Origin of the sequence: Streptomyces sp. NPDC056161 (genome assembly GCF_042268025.1) — a bacterium.
Classification (GTDB): Bacteria; Actinomycetota; Actinomycetes; order Streptomycetales; family Streptomycetaceae; genus Streptomyces.
Genome location: NZ_JBHJUV010000006.1, coordinates 221,057 through 236,107 on the forward strand (window position 1 = coordinate 221,057; position 15,051 = coordinate 236,107).

General features: G+C 70.2%; 14 protein-coding genes. 11 read left to right on the forward strand and 3 right to left on the reverse strand.

What is annotated here, in order from left to right; translation table 11 throughout:
* Positions 1-39 precede the first annotated feature (39 nt).
* The 5 genes from ACFC09_RS08440 (at position 40) to ACFC09_RS08460 (ending at position 2,861) form a co-directional block, all read left to right on the forward strand.
* The gene (locus ACFC09_RS08440; protein ID WP_376525010.1) at positions 40-534 is read left to right on the forward strand and encodes an STAS domain-containing protein; all 495 of its coding nucleotides are present in this window, start codon (positions 40-42) and stop codon (positions 532-534) included.
* Between the two features lie 177 nt (positions 535-711).
* Entirely contained in the window at positions 712-1,050 is a 339-nt protein-coding gene (locus ACFC09_RS08445; RefSeq protein WP_376525012.1) for a MerR family transcriptional regulator, read from the forward strand.
* Between the two features lie 230 nt (positions 1,051-1,280).
* A complete protein-coding gene (locus tag ACFC09_RS08450; protein WP_376525014.1) occupies positions 1,281-1,487 on the forward strand; it encodes a cold-shock protein in 207 nt (68 codons plus the stop codon).
* A gap of 595 nt (positions 1,488-2,082) precedes the next feature.
* On the forward strand, positions 2,083-2,493 hold the full coding sequence (locus tag ACFC09_RS08455; RefSeq protein WP_376525044.1) for a hypothetical protein: 411 nt from the start codon (positions 2,083-2,085) through the stop codon (positions 2,491-2,493).
* 80 nt (positions 2,494-2,573) lie between these two features.
* Complete coding sequence (locus ACFC09_RS08460; RefSeq protein ID WP_376525015.1) at positions 2,574-2,861, forward strand: SCO5918 family protein; 288 nt, start codon at positions 2,574-2,576, stop codon at positions 2,859-2,861.
* Positions 2,862-3,380: 519 nt separating this feature from the next.
* Here ACFC09_RS08460 and ACFC09_RS08465 read toward each other — a convergent pair.
* Positions 3,381-3,839 carry a hypothetical protein gene (locus tag ACFC09_RS08465; RefSeq protein ID WP_376525017.1) on the reverse strand — a complete coding sequence of 153 codons (459 nt, stop codon included), beginning with the start codon at positions 3,837-3,839 and terminating at the stop codon, positions 3,381-3,383.
* Between the two features lie 27 nt (positions 3,840-3,866).
* Positions 3,867-4,550, reverse strand: coding sequence for a TetR/AcrR family transcriptional regulator (locus tag ACFC09_RS08470; protein ID WP_376525018.1), 684 nt, complete (start codon positions 4,548-4,550; stop codon positions 3,867-3,869).
* A gap of 153 nt (positions 4,551-4,703) precedes the next feature.
* On the opposite strand from ACFC09_RS08470, the gene ACFC09_RS08475 reads away from it, so the two are divergent.
* Complete coding sequence (locus ACFC09_RS08475) at positions 4,704-5,654, forward strand: zinc-binding alcohol dehydrogenase family protein (protein ID WP_376525019.1); 951 nt, start codon at positions 4,704-4,706, stop codon at positions 5,652-5,654.
* Between the two features lie 302 nt (positions 5,655-5,956).
* On the opposite strand, the gene ACFC09_RS08480 is transcribed toward ACFC09_RS08475, so the two are convergent.
* On the reverse strand, positions 5,957-6,505 hold the full coding sequence (locus ACFC09_RS08480) for a DUF4232 domain-containing protein (RefSeq protein WP_376525020.1): 549 nt from the start codon (positions 6,503-6,505) through the stop codon (positions 5,957-5,959).
* 318 nt (positions 6,506-6,823) lie between these two features.
* Between ACFC09_RS08480 and ACFC09_RS08485 the strand changes: the two genes are divergently transcribed.
* The 5 genes from ACFC09_RS08485 to ACFC09_RS08505 all read left to right on the forward strand — a co-directional run.
* A complete protein-coding gene (locus ACFC09_RS08485; RefSeq protein WP_376525021.1) occupies positions 6,824-7,027 on the forward strand; it encodes a hypothetical protein in 204 nt (67 codons plus the stop codon).
* A 160-nt stretch (positions 7,028-7,187) separates the two neighbouring features.
* On the forward strand, positions 7,188-9,341 hold the full coding sequence (locus ACFC09_RS08490) for a PQQ-binding-like beta-propeller repeat protein (RefSeq protein WP_376525023.1): 2,154 nt from the start codon (positions 7,188-7,190) through the stop codon (positions 9,339-9,341).
* A 918-nt stretch (positions 9,342-10,259) separates the two neighbouring features.
* Entirely contained in the window at positions 10,260-10,733 is a 474-nt protein-coding gene (locus ACFC09_RS08495) for a hypothetical protein (protein ID WP_376525046.1), read from the forward strand.
* A gap of 574 nt (positions 10,734-11,307) precedes the next feature.
* Positions 11,308-13,797, forward strand: coding sequence for a tachylectin-related carbohydrate-binding protein (locus ACFC09_RS08500; RefSeq protein WP_376525024.1), 2,490 nt, complete (start codon positions 11,308-11,310; stop codon positions 13,795-13,797).
* A gap of 296 nt (positions 13,798-14,093) precedes the next feature.
* The coding region (locus ACFC09_RS08505) for an ALF repeat-containing protein (RefSeq protein ID WP_376525026.1) at positions 14,094-15,051 on the forward strand (958 nt) is incomplete at its 3' end.

Here is a 15,051-nt window from a genome sequence, read left to right on the forward strand (position 1 = left end):
CGCGTTCTGCCCCCGTCGCCCGCCAGGAAGTCCGAATGGATGACGACGCCTTGCCCTCCGAGAGCCACCCCGAGGTGCGCATCGTCGCGACGACCCCTGCGGTCGCCCGGCGCGTGGCCGAAGTTCTCGTTCTTCGAGGAGTGCCGCATCGTCCGCGCGTACGGTGAACTGGACGCGCAGACCGTCGCACCACGGGTCAGCGCCCTGGCCGAGATCCGCACGGCCCGGCCCGGACGGCTGCTGATCGTCGTGGACCTGAGCGACATCACCTTCGCCGACTACAGCATTCTGCCCCCGCTCTGCGAGGCGTGGTGCGACTGCCGCGTCCGGGGCGGCTGGATCCGCATCGTCTACGACAACCACACGACCGGCCTGGTCTTCCGCCGCACCGACATGCTCGGCCGCTTCCCCGCCCACGCGAACGCACAGGACGCCTGGGAGGGACGATGGGCCGAGGCGACGGCCAACCGGGCCCGAATCGGGCCATCATCGACGGCCGGTGACGATGTGTGGCGGCTCGCCGGGCCGTGGTGAGGAGGGCCGGCGGGACGGACATCGGGGTGCACCCGGAGGAAATCTGTCACGGCGCGGCCACATGTCCGTGCGCGCCGGAGATAGGGTTGTGACACGACGCAGATGGTGCTGATTCCTTCGGAGCACGGGTGCCACGCACACCTAGGTCCTCCGTAGCGCTCCGTGAACGAAGGTGTCATGCCCGCCGAGAACGGCCCTGTCGTCGGCAAGCTCGACGATGACGACTACCCCGCCTACTCCATGGGCCGGGCCGCTGATGTGCTCGGCACCACCCCCGCCTTCCTGAGGGCCGTCGGCGAGGCCGGGCTGATCACGCCCCTGCGCTCGGAAGGCGGTCACCGCAGGTACTCACGCCGCCAGTTGCTCGTCGCCGCCCGCGCTCGCGAGCTGGTCGGCCAGGGCACCCCCATCGAGGCCGCGTGCCGCATCATCTCGCTTGAGGACCAGTTGGACGACGCCCTCCGCCTGAACCGCGAAATACGCCGGAAGCTGGACGAGAGCGGCACGAATATCTAGTTCCGCCGGTGCAGAAATTCCGACTCCAGCGGGATGAGAATCACCGGGCGTACACGAAAGTGTATGGCCGGTTCCTCGCGGGCTGTGTTAGTGTGGTAGCTGTTGCAGTTTTGGTTGCCAGAGATTTTTTCTTTGCATAGCTTTCCGGATCTTTCCGGAGGGGTGATCATCGCGGCGACTCGACCCCGCAAAGTGCAGGGTCCGGTACTGCCCCCCGAGGGAGATTCAATATGGCATCTGGCACCGTGAAGTGGTTCAACGCGGAAAAGGGCTTCGGCTTCATCGAGCAGGACGGCGGCGGCGCTGACGTGTTCGCCCACTACTCGAACATCATCAGCAACGGCGGCTACCGCGAGCTTCGGGAAGGCCAGAAGGTCAGCTTCGACGTCACGCAGGGCCAGAAGGGCCCGCAGGCCGAGAACATCGTCGCTGCCTGAGACTGACGCGCATCGTCGCGAGCCAGTGGCTCGCGCATCAAATGGCCGGGGCCCGCACACTTGGGGTGCGGGCCCCGGCCAATGCGTTACCCGGGAACCCGGACATTCCCTTACTCGATTTCCGGCACCTTCGGAATATCCGAGCTGATGCAGCCCCGGATTCGGCACCGAGAAGCTCGGCTTTCCGAATTTTCTTCGGCCCATTCTTGTGATTCCTCGTACGGCCGCCCGCCGTCGGACGGAATTCCTCGATACGCCGCATCGAGGAAGGTTCCTTCATGAACCGCACCCGTCGCACCGGCGGCAGTCCCGGTCGCCGCCCGGCAGACCGAAGCGACACGCGCTCGGCAGGCTCGTCCCGTGGCAGCAGCCGGACATCGCGAGGGCAAGGGATCCGCCGGCCGTGACCGCCGGGGCCGGGCCGCCGGACGGGGCGGGAACGGCCGGGCCGCAGCCCGAGCGCGGCGCTCCACCCCCGGACCCACCACATAGACCAGGCACGGGGAACGCGCCCCCGCTCCCAGCAGCCACGCCGAGATGTCGCCCTCCCGCCCGCCCCGACGAAGAGGAGAAGCCCTTGACGCCGACTCCGCCGATGACGCCGACTCCGCCCCGAGCACACCGGTCCGGCAAGGCCGACGGCACCGGTCTGACCGCCCGCGACGCCATGCTGTACGCCCCCGGGCCGCAGGTCGACGACCACATGGCGGTCGACGTGGCCCTGTCCGTGCTCATCGGTGCCCGGGTCCCGCACCTGCTCCTCCAGGACGAGGACGGGCGTTGCGCGGGACTGGTCACCCGGGCCCAACTCGCCGCGCACCGCGGCGGCTCGTGGTTCAGCGACCGGGCCCGGTTGCGGGACATCCCGCTCGACCGCGGACCGTTCACCGCGTCGACCGCCGCACTCGGCGACGCGGAAGCCGCCATGCGGATACGGATACTGAACGTCTCCCCCGTGGTCGACGACCACGGCTACGCCTTGGGCGTTCTCGCGCTCACCCCATGACCGCCGTCCGGCCGCCGTCGCGCGTCCGGCCTCTCCAGAGTCGTTCCCCGGTGTTCTCACCCATCCCCGCGGAGGCATCCATGCGCTGTGTCATCGCCCGTTTCCCCTTCGACCTGGCCAAGAGCGAGGTCGAACGGTCGATGGACGGCATCACCCCGGAACCCGTCACCGGTGTGTCCGTGACCATCGTCGGCCGGCTCTACCCCGTGATGCAGGTCGGGGAAGTGATCACCAGGCAGAACCGCCGGGACTTCACGCCCGGCGAGATGCGCCGCGCGCTGACCCGGCTCGGCTTCACCTGCCACGACGCGCCCCCGATCGGGCCGCCCAGGGACGCGCGAGCCGACGAAGACACGCTCGGCTGGTGACGATTTCCGGGATCACGGCGATTCATGTGCCTTTTGCCGGTTGGAAAGCCGAGGACCCGGCACTCGGTCTGTGAGCGGTCCGGACACGCAAACCTGCTCCCGGGGTCTGCCGGTTCGGCAAGGAGCCGCGAGCCGCACGAGATCGGTACGGCCCGCTCCACCCGGTTGCCACCGTGAGGATGCCCGGCGGCAACCGGTTGCGGCGCGGCCGGGCCCCGCACTCCGCGAATGCGAGCGCAACCGGTTCATGGGGTGGGCACTGCCGAACCACCGACCGCACTCCGGCAAGGACCGCGTACGCCTCGCACCACTCCCACCGACGGCTCCGTGCCCACGGCATGCCCACAAGGGCGGACACCCACGGTCAACAGCGGTGCGAACGGGACCTCACAACAGCTCCGACAGGATAGGTCCACGCAGGTCAGAGGCCACACGGCCAGTCAAGTGCCATCGCTTCCCAAGCTAAGAGTCAGCTCCAGGGATCACGCTCCTCCCCGCAGCCGGACTCTCATTGCTCGGTTACGCCGGCGCGCGCATGTGGCGAGGAAGCCCTTGCCAGTCCTCCATCGCGCCCTGCACCAGTCGCTGTAGACGTTCCTTGCCCTCGACCTTGAGTACGTCTCGCAGGCAGGCGCAGTCGACTAGGTCGTTGTTGCCGGCGACGCAAATGTAGATGCCCGCGATCTGCAAGCCCCGTGCGGCCGCCGAGAGTTTCGCATCCACCGGCAGCGGGATCCTCCGGGCCAGTTCTTGCGCGAAGATCCGCTCGATCCTGGGTCGCCCGAGCAAGCCGAAGAGGCCGCCTGCTGCGCGGCCAACGGCCTCATGTAATCGATCCTTGCCTTTGAGGATGCTGCGCGCCAACTGGGCGAGGTCATCACAGCCTCTCCGGCGGTGGCGCTTCACGAGCATTTTCCACGTCTTCTCCGAGACGTAGTCGGACGCGCGCTCAGCGATGACCGCGGTGCCACCGTGCACAGCGCCTGTTCAGGCGGGAGTCGCCGGTCAGTCGGTTCGGCGTGGCGGCCCGTAGACGTCGTCGAGGCGGAGCGGTGCGGGCGGGGGCAGGGACGGCGCGCCGTCCGTGGTCCGGCAGGACTGGAGGAAGAAGGCGAGCAGGCGGCGAGAGGCGGCCAGGGACACCTCCGGGGACTGCCCCACGACGCCGCTGTTCGCCAGGAGCAGGAGGGTGACGTCGCTGGGATCGAAGTCCTTGCGCAAGTGCCCGGTGTTCTTCGCCCGTTCTACCAGTTGGGCGAGTCCTGCCTCGGCGCGGGCGCGTTCGCGATGGAGGTCGGGATCGTCGGGAGACTCGTCGAGGAACGCGGCGCTGAACCCGCGGTCCTCGGCCTGCATCCTGCACACCTTGGCGAGGACGGAGCAGAGACCGCGCCAGGGATCGTCGTCCCGTAGGGCCTCGTCCAAGGCTGCGACGCACTCGGCGAACTGCTCGGAGAACGCCGCGGCGATCAGCGAGCCCCGGGTCGGGAAGTGCCGGTAGAGGGTGGCGGCGCCGACGCCGGCCCGGCGGGCGATGGTGCTGGAGGGTACGTCGGTGCCGTTGAGGGTGTACGCCTCGCGGGCGGCCTGGAGGAGCCGGGCGCGGTTGTGCCGGGCGTCGGCCCGCTGTTCCCGTACGGGGGGCTCGGAGGCGGACGAGGACGGGTTTCGAGACGACTGAGCAGGCATGTCTCTCACTTAACCACAAATGGAAGAGGTCATCCGCTTAGCGGGTTAGCGTGCTCTGGTGCCGCGGCGTCGAGGCCACCGAGGACGTCCGAGCCTCGTTGTTCGGCGGCGACTTTCCCTTTCACACGCGGCAGAGCGCTACGAGGAGACAACATGCGTGCAGTGGAGATCACCGAATTCGGCGGTCCGGAGAACCTCAAGCTGGTCGACCGGCCGGACCCGACCGCCGGGCCGGGCCATGCCGTGGTGGCGGTGGCAGCGGCCGGGGTCGGCTTCTTCGACGTTCTGCTGCGGCAGGGTGCCAAGCCCGACGTCGGCACCGGCACCGTACCCGGTCTGGAGGTGGCGGGCACGGTGGTCGAGGTCGGTTCCGAGGACGACGCCGGGTGGGTGGGACGCCGGGTCTTCGCGATGACCGGAGAGGGCGGCGGCTACAGCGACCGCGCCGTGGTGCCCGTCGCATCCCTCGTGGAAATACCGGAGGACGTCTCGTTCCATGACGCGGTGGCGCTCGGGGTGAATTCGCTGGTCGCCGCGGCAAGTGTGGAAAGGGCCGGCGTCAAGGCGGGCGAGCGGGTGCTCGTTCGAGGCGCCGGTGGCGGGATCGGCGTGCTCACCACCCAGTTCGCGGCCGCTCTGGGTGCGACGGTGGTCGCCTCCGTTCCCGACCGGTCCATCGCGCGGCGGCTGTACGACCTGGGGGCCGCGGAAGTCGTGGGCACGGACGCGGTCGACCCGGGCCCGGACGGCCGCTATCACGCCGTCATCGACATCGTCGCCGGTTCCGACGTGGCCGGCTTCGTCCCCCTGCTCCGCCCGAACGGCAGGTACGTGATCAGTGGTGTCGTCGCGGGTGCCCCCACCCCCGACTTCGGCATGGCACTGTTCGCGAACTTCCAGCAGTCCTGGACCATCTCGGCCCTCAGTCTCTCCAGCGCACCGTCGAAGACCGCGGCCGAGACCTTCGCACTTCTCTTCGCCGACCTGCGGGAAGGCCGCCTGGAGCCGGTGCTGCACGCCACCTTCCCGCTGGCCGAAGCCGCCGCCGCGCACACTCTGCTGGAGTCCCGCGCCACCTTCGGCAAGATCGTTCTGACCGTCTGATTCGGCGGGCCGAGCAGATCACCCCGTTGTACTGCCTGATGGGTGGTTCGCCTGGTCGGAAGCAGCGGCTTTCGGCCCGCCCGGACGGTGCCGCGGTCGACGACGCGGCGTGTGTTCGTCAGGGTGCCCTCCGGGGCGGGACGTCGGCCGGCCTGTCGTGTGCCGTGCCGGCCGACTCGGTGTCCGAGAGCGCGGCAGAGTGCGGCGAGGAGCCGCAGTTTCTCGTCGCCGTCGCGTCGCCGTCCCCGTTCCCGTCCCCGTTCCCGTCCCCGTCGCTGTCGCCGTCGCCGTCGCCGGGGCGGCTACCAGAAGAGGGCGTCGTTGGCGTTGTCCTGCCAGTAGGTGACGGTGGCGGTGCTGTTGAAGAAGACACCGCCATTCGGCAGGTTCAGGGTCTTCTCCTTGTTGGTCGCGTTGCCGTTCCTGTCGGTGAAGATCACGCCGAGGGTCTTCTCCTTGCCGCCGCCCTCGCCTTCGGGGGTGGACGTCGTGATGCCCGCGTACGCGGACTGGCCGTGCTTGAGCGTCACCACGGCCTGCGGCGTGGTGTCCTCGGCCCACGCCACCGGGGCCTGGGCGTCGGCGCCGGCCCTCAGGAAGGGGGCGATGTAGGCGTAGCAGGGCTTGGTGCCGGTGTTGGTGGCCTTGAGCAGCAGGTGGTTGATCGGGCGGGACACCTTGGTGACGGTCAGCTTGGTGTTCGCGGCGGTGCAGGTGACGATCGAGGGGGCCTTGTTGGTGGCGGCGGAGGCGGTCTGCGCGGTGGCCTGGAGGCCGACGAGCGCGAGGGCGGCGGCGGCGACCATGGAGGAGGCGGCGGCGCGGGAGACGAAACGAGTGGCGATACGCATGAGTGGGCTGCTTTCTCGGAATATCCGGAAGATGATCTTCTGGTTGTGGGCTGTGCCGGTCGGTCTTGTCTGGTCGTACTGCGTGCGGTGTACGTGGGCGCGCCGGAAGCGCGGGCCATGAGCACGGAGTTGAGCGAGGACGATCGCCAGGTCCGGCGCGGCGCCCTGCTTGGATGACCCAAGCCTGTGCCACACGGCGTTCCATCCGCCATTCCCTTCGGGGGTTTCGGGATGCTGGAACGCTCGCACCAGCTCTGAACTGCACAAACGCGGCCTTCCTGGGATGCCGGATGGAATGGAGGGCCAAGGTGGAGGGCTGTGCAGGAGGGTGAGCAGACCGCCGGCTCGGGCGGAACGACCGCACATGAACACCTCGACGTCGACACCCGTTTCGACATCAGCTGCGGCTTCGACATCGGCTTCGACATCGGCTGCGGCTTCGACATCGGCTGCGGCTTCGACATGGGCTTCGACTGTGACATCAGCTTCGGCTTCGACATCGGCTGCACAGGCGGGAGTTGAGCCCACGGTCAGGAGTTGGGCCCTCGTCCGGGCGGATGCGCCGTCGCACGGCGCAGGGGCACAGGGACACCGATGCGTGATCTGCGTGACTCCGTTTCCGGGCGGCACGCCCTACTCTGATCCCCGTGAGGCAGGCAGCCGCTGGGAAGGATGATCGGCGATGACGCCCCTGAGTACCGGGGACCCCGAGTCCATAGGCGGGTACACCCTTCTCGGCCGGCTCGGGGCGGGCGGCATGGGAGTCGTCTATCTGGGGGTGTCCGCCTCGGGACGGCAGGTCGCGGTCAAGCTCGTACACGGGCCGCATGCCCTGGAGGAGGAGTTCCGGACGCGCTTCCGGCAGGAGATCACGGCAGCGCGCAGAGTGAGCGGTGCCTTCACCGCGCCTGTCGTGGACGCCGACCCGGACGCCGACCGGCCGTGGATGGCGACGCTCTACGTGCCGGGGCTCAACCTCGCCGAAGTCGTGAAGCAGGACGGGCCGCTGAGCCTGCGGGAACTGCGCGCGCTGGGGCTGGGGCTCACCGAGGCGCTGCGCGACATCCACCGGGCGGGCCTGGTGCACCGGGACCTCAAACCGGGCAACGTCCTGATGACCGAGGACGGACCGCGCGTCATCGACTTCGGCATATCGCGCGCTTCCGACAACCAGAGCCTCACCACGACCGGGCGGATGATCGGCACTCCGCCCTTCATGTCGCCGGAACAACTGGCCTCCCCCCGAGACGTCACCCCGGCCTCGGACGTGTTCTCGCTGGGGTCGCTGCTGGTGTTCGCGGCCGTCGGCACGGGACCGTTCGACGCCGACAGCCCGTACATCACCGGCTATCAGGTGGCGTTCGGGACCCCGGACCTCGGCGGGGTGCCCGAAGCGCTCCTGGGCATCGTCGAGCGTTGCCTGGACAAGGACCCGGCCGCACGGCCGGAACTGACGGACATATACCGCATGCTTCAGGCGCTGCCGGAATCCGACGCCACCGGGTCCCCGAAGACCGGGCAGTCCGCGCGGCCCCGGCACCGCACCACTTCTCGGAACTCGGCCACCGCCTCCGCGGCTGCCGCGACCGTCACCGGCACCGGCAAGCGCCGCCGAGCCCGGGTCCTGCTCACCGCCCTCGGCGCGGCGCTGGCCGTCACGGGGCTGTGTGTCGGGCTGGGTGTCGTCGTGTCCGGTCCGGACACCACCAACTCCCAGACCGCCGCCGCCACCGCCACCGCCCGTCCCGCGTCGCTGCCCGACGGCTGGCGGCCGTGGCAGGCGAAGCTGCGGTACGACGTGAAGGGCGTCCCTCTCGACTACAACGGCCCCGGCTGCGTGACGGAGGGAGGCGCCCTGTTCTGTGGCGGTACGGGATTCACGGTCGCCAGGATCGACGCGGCCTCCGGCCGCACCCTGTGGCGGGTCGGCACCCGCCCTCAGGGGGCGCAGCCGATCGGCGTCCGCGACGGACTGGTCTACATGTACGAGCAACCCGACGACACGACCAGGCGCGTGGTGGCCCTCGACGCCGCTACCGGGCACCGGCGGTGGCAACGCGACATCAACATGGGCGCGGTGGCGGTCCTGTACGACGGCGGACTGCTGACCATGTCTCCGGACTCCTCGTGGTACGTGGCCTATGGAGCTTCCGGTAAGGAACTGTGGCGGGCGCCCTCACTGGACGAGTACTGCACTCCGTCGGTGCTCGGAGGAGCCCCCTACGCCCTCTGCTCGGCGGGCACCGAGGCCGGCCAGGCCCCGGTCGATCTGATGAAGCTCGCACCCGGCAGCCTGACCGAAACCGCCACCCTGCCCAAGAAGGCGGAACCGCTCGGCGCTGTCGACGGGCAACCCCTGTTCCTCGCCCCCCAGACCGCGAAGGACGTGTACGAAGCCGGGTACGAGAGGCCGTACAACGCGGTGCTGCGGGTGGACTTGGAGACCGGGCAGGTCAGACGGATACCGCTGGCGCGTCCGCTGACCGGCGCGGCCACCCTTGTGGGCAGCGTCGTCTACTTCGTCCGGTCCGACGGGACGGTCACCGCGGTGTCGGCGGACAGCGGCAAACAGCTCTGGCAGAAGGTGACGGACGTGGAGAGCCTGTCCGCGCCCGCGGTGTCGACGACGTACAAGCGGGTCTACTTCGCCAACCGCTTCGGCCGTCTGCTGGCTCTGGACAGTCGCACCGGAGCGGAGGACTGGAGCACCTCCGCACTGGACGACCCGGGGGACAAGGCGCAGGACTACCCGCCGCAGGTGCTGCTCGTCAAGGACGCGATCGTGGCGCTGGCCGGCGACACGGCCTTCTCCCGGGGCCCGGACGGGCCCGACTGACCGGCCGAGGCGATCGCCGCGCACCGTGCGGTTCAGGCCGGCGAAGACCAGGCCGCCAGGCCCCTTCTCGGCGAACGGGACGCGCATCGGCCTGTCGCGCCTCGTTCGTCCCGATCGGACGGGTACGCCGATCTCGAAACCGAACCTCGCGGCTTCGGCTTCGGCTTCGGCTTCGGCTTCGAGGAGACTGCGCGCGGAGTCCCGTAGCGGATGACGACGGTGCGGGCTCCATGAGTTGACCTTGGCAACCGAGAAGGATCGCGGTGGCCGAACTTGCTCCATCGCGACCGGGTTGTCGAGCGTGTTGCGCCGGCGCCACCGCCGTCGAACACCGCCCGGACATACAGATTTCACCGCGTGTTTAATGTACGCAATGTTTGTCGGTCGCAAAGTGCACAGATGTTCCAATTTTGAAGATTAAAACGGTGGACAAGATTCGGAAAATGAGATGTCATAAAGCGGCCGAAGGAGCGTCCGTGAAAGTCGGACAGACAAGGTCAAGGTATACATAATGCCTGACGTTCCCGAGGCGCGGTTTTTGCCATGCCGGATGTCGAAGGCCGTCGGACGGGGGTTGGGGGGCTTATGCGTGTTTCTATTCTTCGTGCTCGAATTCGGAAAAGGAATTCGACTGCGCGCGTCAACGGTCGCAGAATTGCTCGGAATCTTCGAACCGCTTGTTCCCACTGCCGTACACCACGGTCTCCGCATCCGTCGACCCACGATTCCGGCCGCGAGCCGGAACCGGCGATGAGGACTGCAATGAAGGCAGAGAGAACCAGTCGGCCGACGTCTTCCGCGACGTCGGTCGGTACGTCCGGTACGTCTGGCACGTCCGGTGCGTCCGGCACATCCAGTGCGTCCAGCGCGTCCAGTGCGTCCAGCGCGTCACGGAAGAAGCTCGTCGGCACCGCCGTACTGGCCGCCGCCGCGGGGCTGCTGACCTGGAGCGTCACGGCCGGCGGAGCGCCCGCCGACGACGGGGCACCGGTCGGCACGCCGGTGGCCGACGAGGCCCCGGGATACGCGGTGGAGAACTTCGGCTACCCGCAGGCCGACAAGATCCTGGCCGAGCAGAACATCGTGCTCAAGCGCGGTGACGGCCACATCGTCCTCGCCGACTGCACGAGCGGTACGGGGCTCCTGGAGATCTGGGCGCGGGTGAACAAGAAGGTGTGCTTCCGGGTCACCGGCACCTCGGGCTGGCTGACCATGGAGATTCCCGCCGTGTACGCCGTCCGCGGCAACGACTACACGACCCAGGTGGACATGACGGTCGGTGCGGAGAAGAAGTCCTTCGACATCGTCGAGAACACCTGGACCCCGGTCGGGGAATCGGTGGACGACCAGGCTCGTCAGTACATGCTCGTGGAGATCAGGACCTCCGCGTAGCCGCCGGACGCCGGCCACCGACCACCGGCCACCAGCCGCCGACCGCTGTCCGCCGTCCGCCGACCGCCGTCCGCGCCCCGCTCGTCCACCCGCCAACGGGCCGGGACCACGTACACAGGTCTCCCCCGGGCGCGATCCAGCACTCGGCGCAGCAGGCGCGTGGCAGCAGGCGCGGCTCAACGGCCGTGGCGGTCGTGGTGGCGGACACACCCGGCTGACAGCGGGTCAGCCGTCCTTCGTCGTACGAGGGATCGCCGGACCCCGTACGGCGTCATGGTCAGGGGCGGCAGGCCGGTTCCGTCGGCCCGCTCCCAGCGACCGCCGACGGGGTCGACATCGACGTCGGGCACGTCGCCCGAGCAACCGCCATGTCCCCGCACGTCGACCCCGTGTGCCCACGCCACCGCACCGACCCACGTCCACCCTCTTCCCCCGGTCCCGCAGCAATCCGAGGAATGCCATGTCTTCCAGATCGTCCAGGTCTTCCGGATCAACCGGATCAACCGGATCTTCTCGATCCGCCCGTTCTCCGCGGTCCCGCGGCATCTCCCGCGCGACGTTCAGTGCCGCGCTCATGACCACCGTGGTGGCGGCCGGGATGCTCAGCGCACCGGCCGCGGGTGCCATCACCGGTGCCGCCGGCAACTCGTACGCGTTCACCGCGCGGTTGGACATCGGTGACGGCCAGCGCGCCTGTTCGGGCACGCTGGTGTACACCGACTGGCTGCTGACGGCGGCCAGTTGCTTCGCCGCCGACCCCGCCGTGAGCCTGGACGTCCCCGCGGGGGCTCCGGCGCTGGCGACGACCGCCACCATAGGCCGCGCGGACCTCACCGGCACGGCGGGCCAGGTCCGCGGTGTCGTCGAGCTGGTGCCGCACCCGGACCAGGACCTGGTGCTCGCCCGGCTCGCCACCCCCGTCACCGGTATCACCCCGGTCGGCCTCGCCACCACCGCGCCCGCGGACGGCGAGACGCTGACGGCGGCCGGCTACGGCAGGACCGTCGACGAGTGGGCGCCGCTGCACCTGCACTCGGGCACGTTCAAGGTCGACTCGGCGGCAGCCACGGAGGTGTCCGTCACCGGTCAGAACGGCGCGGCCGTCTGCGCGGGCGACACCGGCGGGCCGCTGGTGCGCGACGTGAACGGTACGCCCCAGCTCGTCGGCATCAACAGCCGTTCCTGGCAGGGGGGTTGCTTCGGCAGTGACAAGTCGGAGACCCGTACCGGTGCCGTCGCCACCCGGATCGACCGGCTGCGCACCTGGATCGGTGTGAACGCCGGACCGGTCTGCAACTCGCAGGGTGTCCTGTACTCGGCGACCACGGCGGGCAGCCTGCTGCGGCGCAACGTCGACGATCCCGCGGGCGGCTCGGCGACCGTGCCGGAGGCCAGCACGATCGACACCGGCTGGGACCAGTACGGGCGGGTCCTGGCCGGCCCCGGGGCCACCTTCTACGGCGTCAAGAGCGACGGCCTGTACCTCAGTCACCGGGTCTCCTCGACCGGAACCTGGGACGTCCACCACCAGAAGATCAGCTCCGATCTGGGCACGTACGCCCAGGCGGCGAACCACAACAAGATCACCGTGGACCGCAGCGAGCACATCTGGTACGTCGACGGGGGCGGTGACCTGCGCTTCCAGAAGTACGACCGGACCACGGCGACCTGGGACCCGCAGGGCAACAAGAAGATCGACTCGGGCTGGGGCGCGTACACGCACATCTTCGCCGGTGACGACGGTGTGGTGTTCGGCATCGACTCCGCCACCGGCCATCTGGTGCGCTCCCGCTACGACTTCGAGAGCCAGCGCTGGATCGAGCACCAGGAGACGGTCAGCTGGTCCGACTGGCGGGACACCAAGGAGATCACGTCCTGGGGCGGTGACACGATCATCCGGGTCAAGCCGAGCGGCGAGATCCGGTACTACCGGTACAACGAGGGCACCGGGGTGTTCGGCACCACCTGGAACAAGCTGATCGGTTCGGGTACCCACTGGGCCGGCTACACCAGCATCAGCGGCGCGCCCGACTCCTGCCGCCTGCGCGGCGACCACACCCCCGACGCCCCGGCCGTGGACACCGGCCGCACCAGCGGCCCGGCGGTCCTGCAGACCAGCACCGGCGAGATCGCGTACGCCACGACCGACGCCACCGGACGCCTGGTGGTGGGCCGGCAGACCGACCCGGCGGACGCCTCCACCGTCCAGTGGACCACCGGCCCCGCCACCGAACTCTTCGCGGGGCAGCCCCAGCTCTCCGAGCAGCCCGACGGGAGGATCGCGCTGAGCGCGCACACCCCGGGCGGTGACACCCAGTGGCGCCGGCGCGGTGCGACCGACGGCGTCTGGGGGTCCTGGGTCTCCCTGGCGGGCGCCATGAAGGGCCACCCGGCCCTCGCGAAGACGGCGGCCGGTGTCCTGGTGGAGTTCGCCGTGGACGCCGAGGGCCACCCCTGGTACCGGGCCCAGCAGCGGGCCAACGTGGACTTCATGGGCTGGGTCCGGCTGTCCGGCGACGGCTTCGCCGGTCCGCTGACCGCGGTCGCCGTCCGCAGCGGCATCCAGTTGTTCGGCACCGGCTCGGACGGGCAGCTGCGCACCGCCACGTTCACGGACGGCGCGCTCGGCGCGTGGAGCACCGTCGGCGACCGGAAGGTGACCGGTGCCGTGTCGGCCGTCGTGTACGGCGACTACCGGGTCGGGGTGTTCGCGCGGGGCGAGGACGGCAAGGTGCTGTCCGCCGTCCAGGGCGCGGAGAACGCCGCCTTCCCGGCGGCCTGGACGCCGGTGGCGGACCTCACGGCGACCGGCACCCCGTCGGCCGTGATCGACCCGGCGTCCGGCTACACGCAGGTGCTCGCGCGGGCCGCGGACGGCACCCTGCGCCGGTCCTGGGAGGCCGCGTTGAACGAGTTCGGCGCCTGGCAGCCGTCGGTCCAGGCCGGCAGCGAGGTCTCCGCGACCGACCCGACCGCCTTCGCCTACACGGCGGGCACCTCGTCGAGGTGGGCGTTCGCGTTCCGTACCGACTCCGGCTCGGTCCGGGTGACGCCCGGGTCCTGAGCCGTGGGGCCGGCCCGGCCGGGTCGGCGGACAGGCAGTGCCGTGGGGCGGGGCCGGCCGGTCCCGCCCCACGGCCGAGGTGACCGATTCCCAGCTCGAAGTGCGGGCGGCACGGACGGACGGCCCGTGCCGCCCGCACTGTCCATCCCCGGTCCATCCCCGATCCGACCCCGGTCCGAACCCCGGTCCGACCCCGATCCGCCCCCGGTCCGACCCCGATCCGACCCCGGTCCGAACCCGATCCGAGGAGACAGACAGTGAGTGCCAGATGGAGAACCGCGGCCTTGTGGCGCGGTGTGACAGCCGCGCTGACAGCGCTGCTGCTGGTCCTGGGCGCCGAGTCGCGCCCGGCGACCGCGGCCGCGGAGGACGAACCGCCCTTCGACCGGGCGGACGTCGTGGAGGCGTGGAAGTACGGCGGCCCCGGCGTGAAGGAGGCCGCCGCGGTGGCCCTGCTGGGGTCCGACGACGACATCCAGACCTTTATGACCCAGGACATGCCGGACATCTGGGAGGACGACCTGCGGGTGCAGGTCGCGCAGGTCATGTCGCTGGGCGGGCCCAGCGTGCGGGCGGCGGCCGGCACGGCGCTGAGCGGCGGCGCCACGGAGCTCCAGGCGTTCCTGAACGAGAACTACGAGCCGGCCTACGAGGACGACCTGCGGGTCGAGGTCGCCACGGTGATGGCCACCGGCGGCCCGAGCGTGACGGCGGCCGGCAGCGCGGCGCTCGACGGCACGTCGGACGACCAGGAGGCGTTCCTCCAGAGCGGCCAGTACGCGGCCCGCGAGGACGACAACCGGGTGCAGGTCGCCCGGCTGCTGGCCGGCGGCGGTACGAACGTGAAGCTGCTGGCCGGGCAGGCGCTGGACGGCACGGCCGACGACCTGGAGGAGTTCCTCGACCACGGCTGGGAGGTCGCGGCGGCCCGGGACCAGGAGACGCTGACGGTCTCTCAGCTTGCGGATCTGGCCGACACGGCACGCAAGCGGGCCGCCGAGCTGACCGAGACGGCGAAGGAGCAGGCGGCCAAGGCCGAGGCGGCGACGAAGGCGGCCAAGGCGGCGGCCCTGGAGGCGGCGCAGGAGGCGCAGGCGGCGAAGGACTCCGCCGGGAAGGCCGCGGCCGCGGCGTCCCGCGCGGCGGCGGCGGCCGACCGGGCCGCGCAGTCCGCGCGTACGGCGGTGGCGGCTGCCGCCGCCGCGAACGAGACGGCACGGGTCGCGGCGACCGCCGCGGCGCAGGCCGCCTACG